We start from the raw sequence: 19,959 nt of genomic DNA, 5'->3' as shown, positions 1-19,959 counted from the left end.
TAGGTCATGGACCGCATCAGTCGTTCAGCAGTCCATTGGCTCTCCTGTCGGGCCAGCCAAGTCAAGATATGACAACCGCACTATCAATTTGAGTAAACACATTGTCTTTCATCGAGCTGCCATCCATCGCTGTAACGACAGTCCGGTTCGCCACATTTACAATGAGCGCCATATCCTTCATCAGGATCAGTGATTCCTTGCTTCCTTTCGCAGCCGCTTTATCAACTGCATTCTGGATTTGGGCCAATTGTTCACCCTTCAGTTTAATGCCTCTTTGTTCCAGCCTTTTGGCCGCATGATTGCTGAATTTAAGCAGCTCGTCCTGAAATAGCTGGTCAAACGAAGCTTGTGATGATTCCTGCTGCGAATTCCGCTGGGCTGCATTCTGTGCAGTAGGGTAGATCTTGGATGGGTACAGCTGCCCGATGGTCAATCGCTCGCTCATTTGGTTTCACCGCTTCCGGATGTGTTGTTATCTGACGGATCATGCACTGTATCCGGATTATCATTAGTTGGAGGAGCTGTTGGATCTTCAGGTACTGTCGGCTCTTCTTTTTGCACTTCTTTGATCTCAATAATCTTTGTCAGAGGAATCGCCACAGATCCTACGGATGCGTACTGGACTCCGTCCTTAACCAAAATAGAATCGACAATGCCCGATTTCAGCTCTCCAGTGTCGCTGTCGCTGATGTTATCTGGGCTTCCGGTATCTAACCAGGTGATTTCTTTGCCGATCAGACCCGAAACATTCCCTAGGGACTGGCTCATTGCAGTCAGCTGGTTCGAAATGTTGAGCAGCTGTTCCACCGTCGAGAACTGGGCCATCTGGGCGATAAACTCTTTATCTTCCATCGGCTGCATCGGATCCTGATTCTGCAGCTGCGTGATCAAAATGCTGAGAAACTGGTCTTTGCCAAGCGATTGCGTTTTAGCACTGGCTTTGGCCACATTCGAAGCCGAATAGTTAGGCCAAATGTTGGTTGTGGAAAAGTTTTCGGATGCCATCTCTTTTCACCTCCATCTTTAAGCTTTTGCCGTAAATGTATTTCCGCCTTCGACATGCTCCTGTTCAGCCAGCCATTCGTTCAGCTCATCTCCAAGCTCAGCGATTTTAAGCGCATCATCCGTTGGAGCTTCTTTTTCCTTAGAACGGCGGTTTGACTGCTGCTGTCCAGGACCTGGGTGACGGCCATCCTGATACATTTGCGAGTGAAGCGATTGATTTTGGGTGACAACAAGCTTCTCAACCTGTACTCCCTGCGTCTGCAGTGAAGAACGAAGCTGACTCATCTGCTGCTCGAGCAAATCCTTTGTTGCCGCATTCTCTGCTGTAAACTGGGCTACGAGCTGTCCATTTTGCATCGTCAGTTTGATATCCACTTGTCCAAGACGTTCCGGATACAGCGTGATTCTGGCTTCTGAGATACCATGCTGCTTAACAAAATCCAGCTTGCTTACAACGAAACCGGTCATTTCCTCGGAAAACTTTTCAACCGGCACCGGAGCGGTACTTTTCACTGAAGAGTTAATTCCTTGTCTAAGGACCAACTGTCCTGCTGTTACCGTGTTTTGGGTACTGAACACGTCGCTTTCAGGCTCCTGTTTCTCAGAAGTCTGCGCTTGTTCACCTGCTGCAGTCTGATCTACCTTCATCAAGGAACTCAAAGTTTGTCCAGAAACCGTGTTTTTGTTAATCAGAGTTCCGGTTACGGCAGCAGCTGATTTAACATCACTTTCCGGAGCAGCCGTGCTTGCTCCTCCTGTTTGTTTAGGTTGAATCAAAGCCGCTTTACCAAGAATGCCCTGAAAGGACTTCAAAAGCTGCATAGCAGGGAGAGACACATTCCAATTTTCTTCTGATTTTTGCAGCATGGAAACCAGCTGTGCCAGTCCGTCCTGCACCACAAAGCGTATTGTCGCCGGGTTTTCGGAAAGCAGCCCTGTCAATGCATTTCCATTCTCTGTCATGGCATTATTCACCGCCAGGTCTGTTTGCTCAGCAAGCAGGCTTTGAATTTGCTGAAGCCATCCTTGAAGCGCTGCGAATAGTCCCGGATCAGCCGCAATAGCTTCATCCAGCTTGTCCGTATCGCCGAGCATGCTTTGCAGCAGATTCATTACATTCTGTTCACTGCCTTTCGCATCTTCACCCGTAGAGTTCAGACCTGCAAGCTTCATCAGCCCTTCCAGCAAAGTGCCCGCACCAATAATAGCACTGGCATTGATCTGGGCTCCGTCTCCGGCCATCGTTTGCTCGAGCGATTGATTGAACGTACCTGTTGTAGCATTTGCCGGACCCGCCGCTGCAGCCGTATGTTTGGCACCTGCTGCTGTTGTCTTACCGCTCCCTGCATTCCCGCCGGCAATATTCTGAAATATGAGACTCATTTTTTTCACCTCCTTTCAACGAATGATCGGCTGTAAAAATCATTTGCTCATCAGTTTATTTAAAATGACGGCGGTTGTTTTCGCATCCTGCGTACTCATTGCATCCAGAATCCCTGAACGAGTTGTATCGTCCACGTAATTAAGAATCGTCAGCACTTTTTCAGGTGAAATTTTATAGGTCGAGAGCAGTAATTCTGCTGCGCTTTTGGCAGGCATACTCGCAAAAGTCTGTCTGATCTGGTTCTTATCCAGTCCGGTAGACGTTGTCGCCTGCTTCGTTGCCGAATCCTGATCAATCCTAGACTGCAGCGCGGCAATTGCTAAATCACTTGAAGAAGCGGTATCCTTGAGCTTCACGGTTATGTCAGCCGCAATTTTTGGATCCATTTTGGCCAAGATCGCCATTCTGTTTTCGTTTTTCATAGCGCTAAGCAGCTCGACAGCCTCATCCATTGTCATATTCTGCAAAATAGGCGCTGCCTTGCTTGGGCTCATGTCGGCATACATTTTAGCCAGATCCTTGATCTGCTTCTCGTAAGGGTCCGTATTCGTGTCATTCCCATTAGCCGAAGCATTGAAAGCGGATTTCTGCGCCGAGTCAAGCTGCTCCTGTGCGCTCTTCAGCTTCTCTTCCTGCTGAGCCTTTTCTTCCTTGGCTTTTTGAAGTTCAGCGTCCTTGGCTGCCAGATCCTTTTTCAGCTGATCAATCGTGGCTTTCTCGCTATCGATCTGATCCTTTGCATTTTGAAGTTTCGTTTTTTCAGGATCCTTTACCGGATCAGGAACCCAATTTTTAACGACAGGAATTTTGTTGGCGAAGTCGAGCATATTGTTTCGAACATCTACATTAAATAAGGTAAGCAGAACCCCAATCAGGACAACCGTGAAAATGATAGGTATCATAAAAAATAGAAACCTCTCAAATCCCCCTGCGGATTCCTCTTCTATCTCAAAATCTTTCTCTGCCACAATCGATCCACCCCCGAGGCAACAGCTTGTTTTCAATCAGGTTCCTTCTATTTCGCTTTCATGGCGAACCTTACTGTTGCCATTTCATCCAGTTCACTCTGTTCCCTCAGGAGCATGCTTTGCTGAAAGGAACTTTTGGCTTTATCTCTTGCCTTGAGCCAGACCTTCTCGTCCAGCATCTTATGAGACAAATGCTTTTTCTTCATATGAACGTTGACACTTGCCTGCTGTACATCAGAATGCTTCTTCTCGATGCACTGTTCCAGGTGTTCGACATACATTTGAAACTCTTGAATTTTCGACACAGGCGCTCTCCGCTCAGCAGCTTCCTGAAGCTCGCTCGCCATCCGCTCCCTGTTATGAAGCAGCTCTCCGAGCGACTTTTCTTCCGCCTGCAATTTGCCAATTGCGCTGGAAAGCATCCATTCGGCCTGTGTTTTCTCATTGCCCTTTAAATCCACTATTTTCTGGAACGCATACTGAAATCTCATTCCTTAAGGTCATCTCCTTGAAAATTCAGAAATCAAACGTTCTTGCACCTGGTCCAGCGTTACCTTTTCATTCACCTTTTGTTTGGTAAAATCCCAAATCCCTTGTATATAATCCATCGACTCGTCAATTTGCTCATTCGAACCTCTTTGATACGCACCGATATTGATAAGATCTTCCGAATCTCTGTAAACCGCCATCAGACGCTTGAGGTTGTCGGCAGCTTCAATCTGCTCCTCCGGTGCAATGTCCTTCATCACCCGGCTGATGCTGGCGAGAACGTCAATGGCCGGAAAATGGCCCTTATTGGCAATGTTGCGGTCCAGCACAATATGACCGTCCAGAATCCCCCGCACTGCATCGGCGATCGGTTCATTCATATCATCACCGTCTACCAGCACCGTATAGAAGGCCGTTATGGAGCCTGTCGGCCCAGTTCCAGCTCGTTCCAGCAGCTTGGGCAAACTCGCGAATACGGAAGGGGTGTAGCCCCTCATAGCCGGTGGTTCGCCAATAGCCAGACCAACTTCACGCTGTGCCATGGCATACCGCGTAACGGAATCCATCATCAGCATGACATTCATGCCTCTATCGCGAAAATATTCTGCGATCGTCGTGGCGATGAGCGCTCCTTTGATCCGCACCAGCGCCGGTTGGTCCGATGTAGCAACAATAACGACGGAGCGCTGCAACCCTTCCGGTCCCAAATCTCTTTCAATAAAATCCAGAACCTCGCGGCCGCGTTCCCCGATGAGTGCGATCACATTGACATCAGCCGACGTATTTCGGGCAATCATGCCCATCAGCGTACTTTTGCCGACACCTGAGCCTGCAAAAATACCAACCCGCTGCCCCTTGCCAATGGTAAGCAGACCATCGATAGCCCTTACGCCGATGCTGATCGGCTCCTTGACTCTCGGCCGGTTCAGAGGATTGGAAGGTTCGTTGTATGTAGAACTGTACGGCATTCGTGTTGGAATAAGTGATCCGTCTAGCGGTTGTCCCAAACCATCAAGCACCTTGCCAAGCAGCTCTGAGCCCACCTGCACACTCAGCGGTTTTCCGGTACCAACAACATCACAGCCCGGACCAATGGAATGAAGCTCGCCAAGCGGCATGAGCAGTACTTTATTGTCCCTGAACCCAACAACTTCAGCTTGAAGAGGCTTAGTGCTTTTGGTCGGATAGATGTAGCAAACATCTCCCACACTTGCATCCGGCCCCTCGGATTCAACCATTAAGCCGATAACTTGGGTTACTTTGCCGTTGACTCTGACCGGATCCAAATTTCGCAGGTGCTCCATGTATCGTCCGCTGTTAAGCATCTTCATGCTGGTCTCTCCGCTCCTCATCATCCAGTGCGATCCGGATAAGCTCTTTCTTGATTTCGGTCAACTGCGTATCAATTCTCGCATCAACACTTCCGAAGGAAGAACGAATGACGCAGCCGCGGTCATGCACTGTAGAATCAGGTAATATTTGCAGCTCGGCCTGGGAGTCGATCGCCGCGGCAAGCTCTTCTCTCGCTGCTTGAACAAAAGCGAAATGCTTGGCCGCAACGCATAACGTAATGACTCCCTGTTCCCGCTTGCGGGATAGATTGCTTTTAATTAAATCAATCACATAATCCGATTCAACCGTCAGCTGTTTATCGATCACCTTTTCGGCAATGGCACAGCTCAGTTCAACAAGAAACGGCTCAGCCTCTTGAATAATCTGTTCTTTCATTAGATAAGCCTGTTTCAAAACCGTTTGGGCTTCATCCATCATGCGGGATATTTCATCCTGCAGATCAGAGATGGCTTTTTCAGAACCCTCCCGATATCCCGTGTCATATCCTTCAGATTTCAGAGCCTCTATGAGATGCTCATCCTGAAGTCTGCGATCCTGCCACCAGCTGTCGATTTGCTCGTTTGCCTCTGCCAGTATGCGTTCAGCTTCTTCAGAAGCCGAACGCAGCTGACGTTCAGCGAATTCACGCGCGTCCTCAAGCATCTCTTTGCTAAGACGCTTGGATTCCTCATCAGCCTGGATTTCTATCATTTCTCCTGATGTCTGCTCATCCAAACAAACATTTTCTTCTAATGAAACATAGCGATGTCCCAAATCCAGCTTTTTGAGCGATTCAACAGGAACATACTGGGAAGATTTAATCAAATTAGACAATGATGTCATCCCCTCCGCCGCGAGCAATAATGATCTCACCAGCTTCTTCCAGTCTGCGGATCGTACCTACGATACGGGTTTGAGCTTCTTCCACGTCACGCAGCCGAACCGGCCCCATGTACTCCATTTCTTCTTTGAACGTTTCGGACATCCGCTTGGACATATTGCGGAAAATGACATCCCGCACTTCCTCGCTCGCCACTTTGAGGGCAAGCTGCAGATCCGCACTTTCCACATCGCGGATAATCCTCTGAATGGAACGGTTGTCCACATTGACAATATCTTCGAAAACAAACATCCGTTTTTTGATTTCTTCGGCAAGCTCTGGATCCTGAATTTCGAGAGAATCAAGAATCGTTCGTTCTGTACCTCGGTCGACGCCATTCAAAATTTTAACGATCGATTCGATACCACCAGCATTGGTATAGTCCTGGGTGACCGTAGCTGAAAGCTTTTGTTCAAGTACTCTTTCAACCTGGGAAATAACCTCCGGCGAAGTGCTGTCCATGACTGCAATTCTTCTGGCCACGTCCGCCTGTTTCTCTTGAGGCAGAGATGACAGAATGGCAGCGGCCTGTTCGAACTGAAGATAGGACAGGACAAGCGCAATGGTCTGAGCATTTTCGTTCTGGATAAAGTTTAAAATCTGATTCGGATCCGCTTTGCGGGCGAAATCGAATGGTCTAACTTGCAATGTCGCTGTCAGGCGGTTGATCACTTCAACCGCTTTCTGCGATCCAAGCGCCTTCTCCAAAATTTCCTTGGCGTAATTAATACCGCCCTGCGATATATATTCCTGAGCCAGGCAGATTTGATGGAATTCTGCCAGAATCATATCTTTTTCCACGCTGTCCACTTTGCGGACATTCGCAATTTCTAATGTAAGCTGTTCAATTTCTTCATCTCTAAGATGTTTGAAGATTTGAGCCGAAACTTCCGGACCCAGGGTAATAAGCAGGATCGCCGCTTTTTGCCGCCCACTCAGTCCCTGGCTGTTTGGTTTTACCAATGAATTCACCTCTATTCGTCAGCGAGCCATGTACGCAGCAGATTGACAAATTCATCCGGCTTTTTCTTCGCCAGCGTTTCGAGCTGTTTGCGTACTTGACTTTCATTCGTCACACTCTCCAAATTAATGGATGGAAATTCTGTCGGAGCCGGCAGCGGAAGATCTTCTTCCATCAGCTCTTCTCTCTGTTTGCGTCGTCGGAAGATTAAGTAACCGCCTCCGGCGAGCAAGGCGAGCGCGGCGAGACCAATGCCCCATAGAACTCCTTTGGAAAGTTTCAAACCATTCGTCTGAGTATCTCCTCCATTAAATGGTCGTGAGTAAACCGCAACTTTTTTCGCCAGTTCAGCGTCTGTATATGTAGTACCTGAATCTGAAAGAGACGCTCTGACGATATTCACCAAAATATTTTGAATGGCATCTAATGTCGCTTGATCTACTGATTTTTGTCCGTTAGGTGGTTCAACGGCCACATTAATGGTTAAATCTTTTACAGAATATGGGCTGGAGACAATATCTTTAGTAATCCGGTTCACTTCATAATTGATTGTTTTCGACAAATCTTCGGATGTTACGTCACCCGTTGATGAAGCACTCGGATAGGTAGGTACCTGGGTTTGTCCCGTTCCTGCCACTCCACTGCTAGGATTACCTTTACCCGTGTAATTTTTCGAGATTTCCTGTACGCTGATTTCAATGCCCTTCATATTCTCGGTATCTACCGGCGTTACCAGGTTTTCTTTACTTTGAACTTTGTCGAAATTTAGTTTGGAGGCGACCAGCACGTCTACTTTATTCGGCCCCATAAATTGGCTTAGAAACTGCTTTACATTTTGCTTAACTTCATTTTCGAATTTCTTTTGCAATGTAAAATTTTCTTCAACGGAACTGCTCAAGCTACCTTGTCCGCCACGTGCGGATGGCAATAATTCTGCGCCGCCTTCGCCTTCCATCATCGTGATATTTTCAATTGGCAAATTCGGTACCGCCGTTTTGACTAGATTGAAATATCCATCGATGGTCTCTTGATTTGGATGATATCCCGGCTTAAATGTTAGAACAACAGATGCGTTGCCTTTCTCTTGGTCATCCGCTCCTGCAAATACGCTTTCCTTTGGTAAAGTAACAAGCACCTTAGCTTTAGATATACCATTCATCTGCATCAGCAACTGTTCGACTTCACCATTCAGTGCATTGTTGTATTTGACATTAAACTCGCTGTCCGTAGTCCCGATCGACGAGGAATTGTCAAATGTTCGAAATCCGATCGAACCGTTCTGGATGATTCCTTGCGAACCAACATCCACTTTAATGCGTGCTGCTTGCGAACTTGGTACAGAGATTGTCTTACCATCAGGACCCAGCTTATACGGAATGTTGTTGGTGTCCAGATAATTCATGATGCCTGCAGAGTCGCTGGCGTTCAAATCCTTGAACGCGACTTCGTATTGCGTTTTGGAAAGCTGCATGGTCATCACGACAATAGCAACGATGATTAAAGCCAGCGTTGCTATAAATAATGTTTTTTGTTTTTTGCTGAACTGATTCCAATATTGGACAATCTTGTCCTTATATTGGGCCATTCTTTCATTCACAACGTCACCCACCCTACCCGAATCTTAGCAATTTACGATTATATTTGCGTACGCATGATTTCCTGATAGGCCTCAATGACCTTGTTTCGGACCTGAGCCGTTAATTGTAGACTCAAAAGTGCTTTCTCCGAGGCAATCATAACCTCGTCAATGTTCGCCTGTCCGAGCGTGAATTTATCGTTCATCTCTTTGGACGCATTTTCCTGCTCTGCGACCTGGTCGATGGCATCTTTCAGGTATGAACTAAACTTGTTAAGAGATTCAGCTGGTGTAGCATCGCTTTGACTGCTTTCCTTCATTTTGAGCGGTTGTACAGCTTGTGTAGGAAACATGGTGTTCTGAATCATTAATCGTCCCTCCTAACATAATTTTGGTTTTAACAAAAGGTACTATCGACCTATTTCCAACGCTTTCATTACCATTGCTTTAGAAGCGTTTAATGCCGTTACATTCGCGTTATAAGAATGCGAAGCGGAGATCAAATCCACCATTTCTTTCGTCAGGTCCACATTAGGCATATATACATAACCATCGGCATCCGCATCCGGATGATTCGGATTATACACAGGCTTAAAAGGAGTTGAATCATCCTGAATCTCCGTCACCTTAACGCCTCGCGCAGAGCTGTCTTCCCCACCCATTTGCGCCTGCAGCATATTCGCAAAATCCGACTCATTTGGTGATAATACAACCATCTTGCGGCGGTATGGTACTGCTTTGCCGTCGACTACAGAGGCTCTGGTCGTTTCCGCATTAGCGATATTAGAAGAAATAACATCCATTCTAAGTCGCTGCGCGGTCAGACCCGATGCACTGATGCCAAAGCTGCTGTTCAAATTCATTTATTCCTATCTCCCTTCGACCGCTACGCGCATCATTTTGAATTGTTCGTTGATTTGCTGGATGTAAGAATTGTACTGAATTTGATTCGCTGCTAGATTGGCCATTTCACTGTCGATATCGACATTATTAAGATTGTTGTTCATCGCTGTGGATTGGTCCACCGTAACAACCGGCTGAGTTATGGAGCTTATAGGACCTATGGTAAAGTGCCGGGAATCCGTAACCTTCCCCCGCAGCTCGGGCATTGTTCCATTCATTTCCTGCTGAAGCAGACTTTCAAATGACACTTCCGACCGTTTAAAGTAAGGTGTTTCTGCATTCGCGATGTTGTTGGAAATGACGTTCTGCCTGATGTTTGCCGCTTGCAGGCCAGCCTCCATACGCTGAAAACTGGTGCTGTTCAACAAATCCATTTTGCTGTCCCCCTTTTCCATATCATGTATAAAGACTTCATCATATCCGTCGCTCTGAAATTTGTTTTTTTCGACAAAAGGAATCAAAATAAACAATATTCCTAGGACTTAAAGTAGAAAAATTTACTAACTTGTCGCATATCCTAAGTTTCTTAAAGATTGGGCCATATTACAATGAGAAAAAAGCCCTATCTTTTAGTCGAAAGAAGGGCTTTTTTCTCATTTTATGTTAAGAAATTCCTAAATCTGCTCGGGATAAGGGATTGGAGGTTCATATCCTCCTTTCACATCGCCTCTTTTCGTCAAAATAAAAACTAAATAGTCCCGGTTTTTCGGATTTGCGAAAGCAAAAAAGTCGAATTAACTGTAACCATCCCAAAATGATCCCTTTTTACTGCCTTTTAGAAAGAAAAACGTCTATCTACGTACTCTCACAGAAGCGAGGTCGTTTTTAGCAGATGTCTTTCTTGCGCTATCAGGATGCGTTTCCCGACAAGTTATACTTTCTGGATCAAAAAATAAACCGATCAGATAAATGCCTCTAGGGCTTCTGATCGGGTTATTTGCAGTAGATTCGACAATTACAAGATATATTGGCTCAAATCACGGTCCTGTGCAATTCCAGCAAGCTTCTCCCGCACGTATTCCGGTGTAATAGTCATCTGTTCCAGAGTAAGCTCAGGGGCTTCAAAGGAGAGATCCTCAAGAAGCTTCTCCAGGATCGTATGAAGTCTGCGGGCTCCGATGTTTTCCATATTGTCGTTAACGGAAGCCGCAATCTTGGCGATTTCCCTGATCGCTTCCGGCGCAAAGTTGATATCGATGTTCTCTGTTTTCAGAAGATCCTTGTACTGCTTCGTAATCGCATTTTTAGGCTCCGTCAAAATCGACACAAAATCATCCAGCGAAAGACTGTTCAATTCGACACGGATCGGGAAACGCCCCTGAAGCTCCGGAATCAAATCTGAAGGCTTGGCGATATGAAAAGCACCGGCCGCGATAAACAGGATGAAATCCGTCTTTACAGGGCCGTATTTGGTCATGACAGTCGATCCTTCGACAATTGGCAGGATATCCCTCTGAACGCCCTCTCTGGACACGTCAGGGCCTGTTCCTTTGCCTTGGCTCGCCACCTTGTCGATCTCGTCTATAAAGATAATGCCGGACTGCTCAGCGCGGTTTACAGACTCTGCAATCACGTCGTCCATATCGATTAGCTTGTTGGCTTCTTCCTGGGTAAGCACTTTGCGTGCTTCCTTGATTGACAGCTTGCGCTTTTTGGTTCGTTTCGGAAGAAGGCTTCCGAACATTTCCTGCATGCTCATGCCCATTTGATCATTGCCTTGACCAGCCAGCATATCCATCATGGTCGGTGTATTATCCTCAACGTCGATCTCAATCAGGTCATCCTCAATGCTGCCGGAGAGCAGCTTGAATTTGACCTGCCGACGACGTTCGACAATGTTGCTATCCTGTTCCTTATCTTCTTCAGGTTCCTGATGATCGTTGCTGCCGCCTCCGAAAATCATTTCAAACGGGTTGCGCTGATTCTTATTTTTACCACTCGGAGGAACCAGAATGTGAACAATCCGCTCATTGGCAAGTTCTTCTGCGCGGTCCTTCACCTTCTCCGTACGTTCGGATTTGACCATCCGGATGGCAGTTTCGATCAAATCGCGTACCATCGATTCCACATCCCGGCCGACATAGCCGACTTCCGTGAATTTGGTCGCCTCGACTTTGACGAATGGGGCGTTTACCAGTTTCGCCAGACGTCTGGCAATTTCGGTCTTGCCCACACCGGTAGGACCAATCATGAGAATATTTTTAGGTACAATTTCATCGCGGTCGTCATCAGACAAGAGATTACGGCGGTATCGGTTACGAAGAGCAACGGCTACCGATTTCTTCGCCTGTTTCTGGCCAACGATATATTTATCCAACTCGGCAACAATCTGTCTCGGAGTCAAGTTCTGGTTATCCATATACATCCCCCTACCTTTACAGCTCTTCCACGATGATATTTCCGTTCGTGTATACGCAAATTTCGGAAGCGACTTTTAGGGCTTCGCGCGCGATATCCTTCGCTTCAAGATCCTGTGCATGACGCTTGAGCGCCCGTGCTGCCGACAAGGCAAAGCTGCCTCCAGATCCAATCGCGAGCACATCATCATCTGGCTCAATGATTTCCCCGCCGCCTGAGATTAGCAGCATTCCGCTTTTGTCCATGACGATCATCAGAGCCTCCAGCTTGCGCAGGACGCGGTCCGATCTCCAATCCTTGGCCAGTTCTACCGCTGCACGCTGCAAATTGCCATGATGCTCCTCCAGCTTGCCTTCGAACTTTTCAAACAATGTGATGGCATCCGCCACAGAACCGGCAAATCCGGCTACGACTTGGCCTCTGTATAGCCGGCGCACCTTTTTCGCGGTCTGCTTCATGATCATATTTTGACCGAACGTCACCTGGCCGTCGCCGGCGATGGCTGCTTTTCCATTGTGGCGTACGGCGCAAATCGTAGTTGCGTGAAATGACATCTCCATTTCCGTCAAGCCTCCTACTCTATACTACCTGCTTCTGCTCTAGATACACCGTATACTTTAACGAATTCGGCAATGCTGGCCAATGCGCGGCCCGCGAGCGCCTCGTTTTTCTCTTTTTTGTTGCGGATTTTCTTTTCCAGCCCCGGCAGCAAACCAAAGTTTGCATTCATCGGCTGAAAATGCGCCGGATCGGCGTTCGTGACATAGTGAGCCATGCTTCCGATCGTACTCATCTCAGGAAGAACCACAAGCTCCTCACCCTTAGCTTTTCTCGCAGCGTTAATCCCCGCAATTAGCCCCGATGCTGCCGATTCTACATAACCTTCCACTCCTGTCATTTGACCGGCAAAGAACAGGTTCTCATTCGTTTTGAGCTGGTATGTAGGTTTGAGCAGCCGCGGCGAATTGATAAATGTATTGCGGTGCATAACACCAAAGCGGACGTATTCGGCATTTTCAAGACCTGGAATCATGGAGAATACGCGCTTCTGCTCGCCCCATTTCAGGTGCGTTTGGAAGCCAACAAGGTTGTAAAGCGTTCCGGCCGCATTATCCTGACGAAGCTGCACAACGGCATACGGAAGCGTTCCTGTGTGAGGGTTTACCAAACCTACCGGCTTCATCGGGCCGAAAAGAGCGGTCTGCTTGCCACGTTTCATCATCACTTCAATCGGCATACAGCCTTCAAAATAGACCTCTTTTTCAAATTCCTTCAGCTGTGCGACTTCGGCGGAAATCAGAGCATCGTAAAATGCATTAAACTCTTCTTCATTCATCGGACAGTTCAAATATGCAGCCTCGCCCTTGTCATAACGGGAAGCCAGATACACCTTGCTCATATCGATGGAATCTTTCTCTACAATCGGTGCCGCTGCGTCATAGAAATAGAAATATTCCTCTCCCATCAGCGCTTTGATCTCTGCGGAGAGTGAGGGCGAAGTCAGAGGACCTGTAGCAATAACAACAATCCCATCTTCAGGTATATGCTGAATTTCTTCATTTACGACCTCAATGAGCGGATGGTTGTGGAGAATATCTGTAATATCGCCGGAAAATCCGTCGCGGTCTACAGCCAAGGCACCTCCTGCAGGAACTGCATTTTTGTCTGCCGATCCCAAAATAATGGAGTTCAGCATCCGCATTTCTTCTTTAAGCACTCCGACAGCATTGGTCAAACCGTTCGCTCTTAGCGAGTTCGTGCACACCAATTCGGCAAACTTGTCCGTGTGATGTGCAGGTGTTTTTACAACAGGACGCATTTCATATAATTTCACGGGCACGCCGCGGCTTGCGATCTGCCAGGCAGCCTCGCTGCCTGCCAGACCGGCGCCGATCACGGTTACCTGTTTTACTTCAGTCAAAATCATTACCTCCTACGCTTCATGCAACATGCTGTTATACATTCTCTTCGTTTTCTTCGCTCTCTTCAATTTCCTCTACAAAGTCGCAGGATGTGCACTGGAGCTTCGCTCCCTGCTTATTCCGCTTCTCCACCGTCCACGAGCTGCATTTCGGGCAAGGCTTGTTTGAAGGGCGGTCCCAGGAAACGAAATCACACTCCGGATAACGGTCGCATCCGTAAAAAATCCGTCCCTTTTTGCTCCGACGCTCCACCACATGACCTTCCTTACACTTTGGACAAGTAACGCCAATATCTTTGACGATCGGCTTCGTATTCCGACAGTCCGGAAAACCAGAGCAAGCCAGAAACTTGCCGAACCGGCCAAGTTTATAGACCAATGGTTTCCCGCATTTCTCGCAGATTTCATCCGAAACCTCGTCTTCAATCTCAATTTCTTTCATTTCCTCTTCGGCAACTTCAAGACGCTTCTCAAAGGATTCATAAAATTCCTTCAGAACCTTAACCCAGTCCTCAGAGCCCTCTTCTACATGGTCAAGATCTTCCTCCATGTGGGCGGTAAACTCCGCATCCAGAATTTCCGGGAAAAACTGCTCCATCTGCTCAATGATAAGCTCGCCAAGCTCCGTAGGAACAAATTTCTTTTCCTCAATGGCTACATAACCACGCTTTTGAATGGTTTCCAGCGTCGGAGCATACGTACTTGGGCGGCCTATGCCCAGCTCCTCCATCGTACGCACCAGACGAGCCTCGGTATAGCGCGGAGGCGGCTGTGTGAAATGCTGCTTCGGATCAATCTCTTCCTTCTTCAGCTTGTCTCCCGGAGTCAGAGCAGGCAAGAACTTTTCCTCTTCTGTCGTGCCGTCGTCATTACCTTCGACATACACTTTCATAAAGCCGGGAAAACGTACTTTCGAACCTGTTGCGCGGAAAACAGCGGTTCCAGCGGCAATATCCACGGACAGCGTATCCAGGAGAGCCGAAGCCATCTGACTCGCTACAAAACGTTCCCAGATCAGCTTATATAGTCTGAGCTGGTCGCGGCTCATAAAAGATTTGACAGACTCCGGATCACGCAGCACCGAGGTTGGACGGATCGCTTCATGCGCATCCTGGGCATTTGCCGCTTTTTTCGAGTACTCGCGCGGACTTTCCGGTACAAATGAGCTGCCGTACTTCCCGTTAATGTACTCCTTCGCTTCTTCCTGTGCGGAAGCAGCAATTCTCGTGGAGTCGGTACGCATATAAGTGATCAGACCGACGGTACCTTCCTTGCCAAGCTCAACGCCTTCATACAGTTGCTGTGCGACAGACATCGTTTTCGCGGCACGGAAGTTCAGCTTTCGCGCGGCTTCCTGCTGCAGGGAGCTGGTCGTAAACGGCGGCGACGGATGCCGCTGGCGTTCCTTTTCCTTCACTTCTGCAACCTTAAAGGTCGCTCCTTTGATCGCTTTAAGGACTTCTTCCACATCCGCTTCCTTGGAAAGATCCTTTTTCTGGCCATCAAGCTGATAGAATTTCGCCTCAAAGACAGAGCTTCCCTTAGCAAGCTTGACTGTAATGGACCAGTATTCTTCAGGAATAAAAGCGTCAATTTCGTTCTCGCGGTCAATAATGATCTTGACGGCAACCGATTGAACGCGACCTGCCGATAGTCCCTTTTTGACTTTCTTCCATAATAATGGGCTGATCTTGTACCCTACCAGACGGTCTAATATACGCCTCGCCTGCTGGGCATTCACCAGGTCCATATTGATTTTGCGCGGCGTTTTGAAGGCATCCTTCACCGCTTGTTTCGTAATTTCGTTAAACACAACCCGGCAGCTTTCAGTGTTATCCAGCTCCAGGGCGTGTGCCAAATGCCAGGCTATCGCCTCCCCCTCGCGATCGGGGTCAGCTGCGAGATAGACCTTTTTTACTTTTTTGCTTGCATCCTTAAGTTCCTTTAACACGGAACCTTTTCCGCGGATCGTAATATACTTCGGATTGAACTCATTTTCTACTTCAACCCCGATTTGGCTCTTTGGCAAATCGCGAACATGGCCCATGGAAGCCTTTACGATATATTTGCTGCCCAAATACTTGCCGATCGTCTTCGCCTTAGCGGGCGATTCCACGATCACCAGTGAATCAGCCATCGGTTCATCCTCCTCCTCCAACAATCAAAAGCTTAAAACATTTCTTCTTAAATCGTCTTATATATAGCACCAGGTAATTGGGTAATCTGCTTTTTTATGATTAAAGATAACAGAACTGAATGCAAATGTCCAAAATCCCACCGGCTGTGCTGCAGCAGCTCATCCAGTGTGAACGGTCCCTGCTCCAGTATATGGTATAGTCGCAGCTCATCCGTTGTCAATTGACCTTCCTCGTTTACAGTGTTCTCATCTACCTGACGTTCCCTATTGTATGTATTCTTAAGCCCCTTTGGCAACCATGAATCATATTCCTCCAAAATGTCTGCGGCCGCGCATACCATTTTGGCTCCTTGGCGGATCAAATTAAGAGCTCCCCGACTTTTCGGCGAAGTCACCGGACCTGGCACGGCGAACACATCCCGCCCGGCATCCAGCGCCGCATCCGCGGTGATGAGCGATCCGCTTCGTTCATCTGCTTCAACGACCAGCGTACCCAGCGATAGGCCTGCTATAATGCGGTTTCGCTGTGGAAACAGACCCGGGTGGGCCTTGGTGCCAGACGGGTATTCCGTTATGATCAGGCCTTCTTTCACCATTCTGACATACAAAGCTCTATTCTCGGGAGGATAAATGACATCCATACCCGTAGCCATGACCGCGATGGTTCCTCCTTCGCATGATAACGCAGCCTCGTGACAAATGCTGTCGATTCCTCTGGCTAATCCGCTTACAATGGTTAATCCTCCTGAACATAACCCCTGTGCGAGTTCTCCGCCCATTTTCTTACCATAGGCTGTCGGGATTCTAGTCCCTACCATCGCTATAGCCGGCTGGTTGAATAGACCGGTGTTCCCTTTTGCATACAGCACCAGTGGTGGATCTGGACTTTCTCTTAGCATCGCAGGATAACTGCTGTCCAATAGCGTCAATGTCTGAACCAGCGGATCATGTTCTTTTTCCTCTTTCTTCATTAAAATAGCGGGTTTGGACAAATTTTGCGCTAGACGTTCCGATATTTCGACATTAAAGCCCAATTCTTCCCACTCTCTGCAGCCAAAGTCCATCATTTCCTCCTTCAGGAGTCCTTCCGCCATAAGACGGGTAATGCTTTTTCTACCTATACCTGTGGTCTCATGCAATGCAACAAGCAGCCAGCGAATATCCATTCTGATCACCTCTTGGCCGTATTTGATAAAACACAAAAAAGCAACCTCTTATTCCCGGGTAAAGGAAATAAAAGGTTGCTTACCTTTGTAGCTATAATAACCCGAAAACGGATTAATGTGTCAAGCATTTGTCTAGCAAGCCGCGTTCTTCAAGAACGCTGACCAGCGTAGAGCCCATTTCGGAAGGCGTTGGAGCAACTTTAATGCCGCATTCTTCCATCTTCGCGATTTTTTCTTTGGCAGTACCTTTGCCGCCGGAAATGATAGCGCCTGCATGGCCCATACGTTTTCCCGGAGGAGCGGTTACGCCGCCGATAAAGCCGACAACCGGCTTAGTCATGTTATCACGGATCCATTCAGCAGCTTCTTCTTCCGCTGTACCGCCGATTTCACCGATCATGATCGCCGCGTAAGTATTAGGATCCTCATTGAAGCGCTTCAGAACGTCGATGAATTCCGTTCCTTTAACAGGGTCACCGCCGATGCCTACCGCAGTGGATTGACCAATACCACGGGTTGTCAGCTGGTGAACGGCTTCATAAGTGAGCGTTCCGCTTCGGGATACAACGCCAACATGTCCTGGAGTATGAATGTATCCTGGCATGATGCCGATTTTGCATTCGCCTGGTGTAATAACACCTGGGCAGTTTGGTCCGATCAATACGGTCTTTTTGCCTTCCATGTAACGAGCCACTTTAACCATATCAAGCACCGGAATGCCTTCTGTGATACAGATGACAAGTTCCATCTCAGCTTCTACAGCTTCCATGATCGAGTCAGCAGCAAATGCCGGTGGAACGTAAATAACACTTGCCGTTGCTCCTGTAGCTTTTTTAGCTTCTGCCACAGTATTGAAAACAGGCAGGCTTACGGAGCTTCCGTTCTCAAGCTCAATATCTACAGTTGTGCCGCCTTTGCCCGGGGAAGTACCTCCCACCATTTGCGTTCCGTAATCAAGGGCGCCTTTTGCATGGAAAAGGGCGGTTTTCCCGGTGATGCCCTGGGTAATCACTTTTGTATTTTTATCAACCAAAATACTCACGATTCGTTCACATCCCCTGTTCTTATTAAAGTGAATGTTCAAAAAGATCGGTTTTCAGCACCAAGAAGGTTGAATGAAGATAGGGACTTCAGGAGCGGAGCGTACGATTGGGTACGTGAGCACCTAAATGTTTCGGAGGAAACACACTTCGTAAGCATCAGCTTAGGCCCGGCTGAATTCAAGATTCGATGCCGAATCCGCTTCCTGATTCACTTCGTGATCAAAAGCGGAATTTTTGAACAACCTCTTAAAGGTACCTATTTTACGAGCGAGACAATTTTTTGTGCACCATCGGCCATGGAATCAGCAGGAACGATGTTCAGGCCGGATTCAGCCAGAATCTTCTTACCGAGATCCACGTTGGTTCCTTCCAGACGCACAACCAGCGGCCGGGTCAGGCCAAGCTGCTTCGCTGCTTCAACAACACCCTCAGCGATAACGTCGCAGCGCATGATGCCGCCAAAAATATTGACGAAAATGCCTTTTACCTGCTCGTCGGAGAGAATGATTTTGAACGCTTCGGTGACTTTCTCAGTCGTCGCACCGCCCCCTACATCGAGGAAGTTGGCTGGGTCGCCACCGTAGTATTTGATAATGTCCATCGTAGCCATAGCCAGGCCTGCGCCGTTAACCATACAGCCGATGTTTCCATCGAGAGCGATGTAGCTCAGGTCGTATTTGGATGCTTCGATTTCCTTCTCGTTCTCTTCGTCCAGATCGCGCAGCTCCTGAATGTCCTTATGACGGAACAGTGCATTAGAGTCAAAATTAAGCTTGGCATCCAGCGCCATAACATTTCCGTCACCTGTTATAACCAGAGGGTTGATCTCAGCGATCGAACAGTCTTTGTCCACAAAAGCTGTATAAAGGGCCATCATAAACTGAACAGCCTTATTTACCAGTTCTTTAGGAATGTTGATATCGAAAGCAAGTCTGCGGGCTTGGAAAACCTGCAATCCTACTGCCGGATCAACAACTTCTTTGAAAATTTTCTCAGGAGTCGCCGCAGCCACTTCCTCAATTTCCGTACCGCCTTCTTCCGAACCCATCATGACGACGCGGCCGGTAGCACGGTCGACAACAACGCCTACATAATATTCTTTGCGAATATCGCAGCCCTCTTCGATCAGGAGGCGTTTCACTTCTTTGCCTTCCGGACCGGTTTGATGTGTGACAAGCACTTTACCCAGGATTTCTTCGGCATATGCGCGTACTTCATCAAGGTTTTTAGCAACCTTAACGCCGCCTGCTTTGCCGCGTCCGCCTGCATGGATTTGTGCTTTAACAACCGTAACCTGGCTGCCCAGCGATTTTGCGGCTTCTACAGCTTCTTCCACCGTATAAGCGACCTTTCCGTTCGGAACGGCTACTCCATACTGCTTCAATACCTGTTTTCCTTGATATTCATGGATATTCATTTACGGAATCCTCCTATCAACATGACTGCTACAAGGCGGGTTATCATCTCTTGGAAAATAATATAAACCCAAGCTATTGTACCATGTTTTTAAAACGCTTACCTTAATAAACTGGACTAATATCGACAGCTTTTTGATATCGATTTCATCCGTTTGAGAGAATGCTTGGAATTTATTAGCAATTATGTCGTCAAACCAACTGGATTTGCCATCCCTCTGCACGTTAATTTGGTGAACCCGTTCCAGCAGGTCCTTGAATTCTTCTAGCAGCCGGTTAAACTCATTCCCGTTCAGGCATACCTCATTTTGCAAAGATTCCGGCACATTCATTCGCTAATATGATCACAATGTTCGAAAAATATTGAATATCCACAAACTTTCTGTACACAATTGAATTGCCTCCTTGACATTTATCGTGC

General features: G+C 47.7%; 19 protein-coding genes. All 19 read right to left on the bottom strand.

Going from position 1 to position 19,959, the window contains the following annotated elements; all coding sequences use genetic code 11:
* Positions 1-61: 61 nt before the first annotated feature.
* The 19 genes from MUG84_RS02485 to sucC all read right to left on the bottom strand — a co-directional run bounded on the left by MUG84_RS02485 (position 62) and on the right by sucC (position 19,540).
* Positions 62-445 (bottom strand): TIGR02530 family flagellar biosynthesis protein, encoded by a 384-nt coding sequence (locus MUG84_RS02485; RefSeq protein ID WP_244719173.1) that lies wholly within the window; start codon positions 443-445, stop codon positions 62-64.
* A complete protein-coding gene (locus MUG84_RS02480; RefSeq protein ID WP_244719170.1) occupies positions 442-1,005 on the bottom strand; it encodes a flagellar hook capping FlgD N-terminal domain-containing protein in 564 nt (187 codons plus the stop codon). The genes MUG84_RS02485 and MUG84_RS02480 overlap by 4 nt, the downstream gene beginning before the upstream one ends.
* A gap of 18 nt (positions 1,006-1,023) precedes the next feature.
* Positions 1,024-2,388 carry a flagellar hook-length control protein FliK gene (locus tag MUG84_RS02475; protein ID WP_244719167.1) on the bottom strand — a complete coding sequence of 455 codons (1,365 nt, stop codon included), beginning with the start codon at positions 2,386-2,388 and terminating at the stop codon, positions 1,024-1,026.
* Between the two features lie 39 nt (positions 2,389-2,427).
* A complete protein-coding gene (locus tag MUG84_RS02470) occupies positions 2,428-3,357 on the bottom strand; it encodes a MotE family protein (protein WP_244719164.1) in 930 nt (309 codons plus the stop codon).
* A 47-nt stretch (positions 3,358-3,404) separates the two neighbouring features.
* On the bottom strand, positions 3,405-3,848 hold the full coding sequence (fliJ, locus tag MUG84_RS02465) for a flagellar export protein FliJ (RefSeq protein WP_244719160.1): 444 nt from the start codon (positions 3,846-3,848) through the stop codon (positions 3,405-3,407).
* Between the two features lie 9 nt (positions 3,849-3,857).
* Complete coding sequence (fliI, locus tag MUG84_RS02460) at positions 3,858-5,177, bottom strand: flagellar protein export ATPase FliI (RefSeq protein WP_244719157.1); 1,320 nt, start codon at positions 5,175-5,177, stop codon at positions 3,858-3,860.
* Complete coding sequence (locus tag MUG84_RS02455) at positions 5,164-6,012, bottom strand: FliH/SctL family protein (RefSeq protein WP_244719154.1); 849 nt, start codon at positions 6,010-6,012, stop codon at positions 5,164-5,166. The genes fliI and MUG84_RS02455 overlap by 14 nt, the downstream gene beginning before the upstream one ends.
* Positions 6,005-7,021: a flagellar motor switch protein FliG gene (gene fliG, locus MUG84_RS02450; RefSeq protein ID WP_244719139.1), complete on the bottom strand. Its 1,017-nt coding sequence runs from the start codon at positions 7,019-7,021 to the stop codon at positions 6,005-6,007. Before fliG ends, MUG84_RS02455 begins: the two co-directional genes overlap by 8 nt.
* Positions 7,022-7,032: 11 nt before the next feature.
* Positions 7,033-8,616, bottom strand: a complete 1,584-nt coding sequence (gene fliF / locus MUG84_RS02445; RefSeq protein WP_244719137.1) for a flagellar basal-body MS-ring/collar protein FliF — start codon at positions 8,614-8,616, stop codon at positions 7,033-7,035.
* 38 nt (positions 8,617-8,654) lie between these two features.
* Complete coding sequence (gene fliE, locus MUG84_RS02440) at positions 8,655-8,963, bottom strand: flagellar hook-basal body complex protein FliE (RefSeq protein ID WP_244719135.1); 309 nt, start codon at positions 8,961-8,963, stop codon at positions 8,655-8,657.
* 42 nt (positions 8,964-9,005) lie between these two features.
* Positions 9,006-9,458 carry a flagellar basal body rod protein FlgC gene (gene flgC, locus MUG84_RS02435; protein WP_244719134.1) on the bottom strand — a complete coding sequence of 151 codons (453 nt, stop codon included), beginning with the start codon at positions 9,456-9,458 and terminating at the stop codon, positions 9,006-9,008.
* 6 nt (positions 9,459-9,464) lie between these two features.
* Positions 9,465-9,872: a flagellar basal body rod protein FlgB gene (flgB, locus tag MUG84_RS02430; RefSeq protein WP_244719133.1), complete on the bottom strand. Its 408-nt coding sequence runs from the start codon at positions 9,870-9,872 to the stop codon at positions 9,465-9,467.
* Between the two features lie 581 nt (positions 9,873-10,453).
* A complete protein-coding gene (hslU, locus tag MUG84_RS02425) occupies positions 10,454-11,857 on the bottom strand; it encodes an ATP-dependent protease ATPase subunit HslU (RefSeq protein ID WP_244719132.1) in 1,404 nt (467 codons plus the stop codon).
* Positions 11,858-11,873: 16 nt separating this feature from the next.
* Positions 11,874-12,416: an ATP-dependent protease subunit HslV gene (hslV, locus tag MUG84_RS02420; protein ID WP_244719131.1), complete on the bottom strand. Its 543-nt coding sequence runs from the start codon at positions 12,414-12,416 to the stop codon at positions 11,874-11,876.
* Between the two features lie 14 nt (positions 12,417-12,430).
* On the bottom strand, positions 12,431-13,777 hold the full coding sequence (gene trmFO / locus MUG84_RS02415; protein ID WP_244719130.1) for an FADH(2)-oxidizing methylenetetrahydrofolate--tRNA-(uracil(54)-C(5))-methyltransferase TrmFO: 1,347 nt from the start codon (positions 13,775-13,777) through the stop codon (positions 12,431-12,433).
* Positions 13,778-13,811: 34 nt separating this feature from the next.
* On the bottom strand, positions 13,812-15,914 hold the full coding sequence (topA, locus tag MUG84_RS02410) for a type I DNA topoisomerase (protein WP_244719129.1): 2,103 nt from the start codon (positions 15,912-15,914) through the stop codon (positions 13,812-13,814).
* 47 nt (positions 15,915-15,961) lie between these two features.
* Positions 15,962-17,080, bottom strand: a complete 1,119-nt coding sequence (dprA, locus tag MUG84_RS02405; RefSeq protein ID WP_244719128.1) for a DNA-processing protein DprA — start codon at positions 17,078-17,080, stop codon at positions 15,962-15,964.
* Positions 17,081-17,192: 112 nt separating this feature from the next.
* A complete protein-coding gene (gene sucD / locus MUG84_RS02400) occupies positions 17,193-18,122 on the bottom strand; it encodes a succinate--CoA ligase subunit alpha (protein WP_244719127.1) in 930 nt (309 codons plus the stop codon).
* Positions 18,123-18,379: 257 nt separating this feature from the next.
* The gene (gene sucC / locus MUG84_RS02395) at positions 18,380-19,540 is read right to left on the bottom strand and encodes an ADP-forming succinate--CoA ligase subunit beta (protein ID WP_244719126.1); all 1,161 of its coding nucleotides are present in this window, start codon (positions 19,538-19,540) and stop codon (positions 18,380-18,382) included.
* Positions 19,541-19,959 lie beyond the last annotated feature (419 nt).

The organism is Paenibacillus mangrovi (genome assembly GCF_022898935.1).
GTDB classification, from domain to species: domain Bacteria; phylum Bacillota; class Bacilli; order Paenibacillales; family Paenibacillaceae; genus Paenibacillus_AQ; species Paenibacillus_AQ mangrovi.
This window is presented reverse-complemented; position numbering and strand designations above follow the sequence as displayed.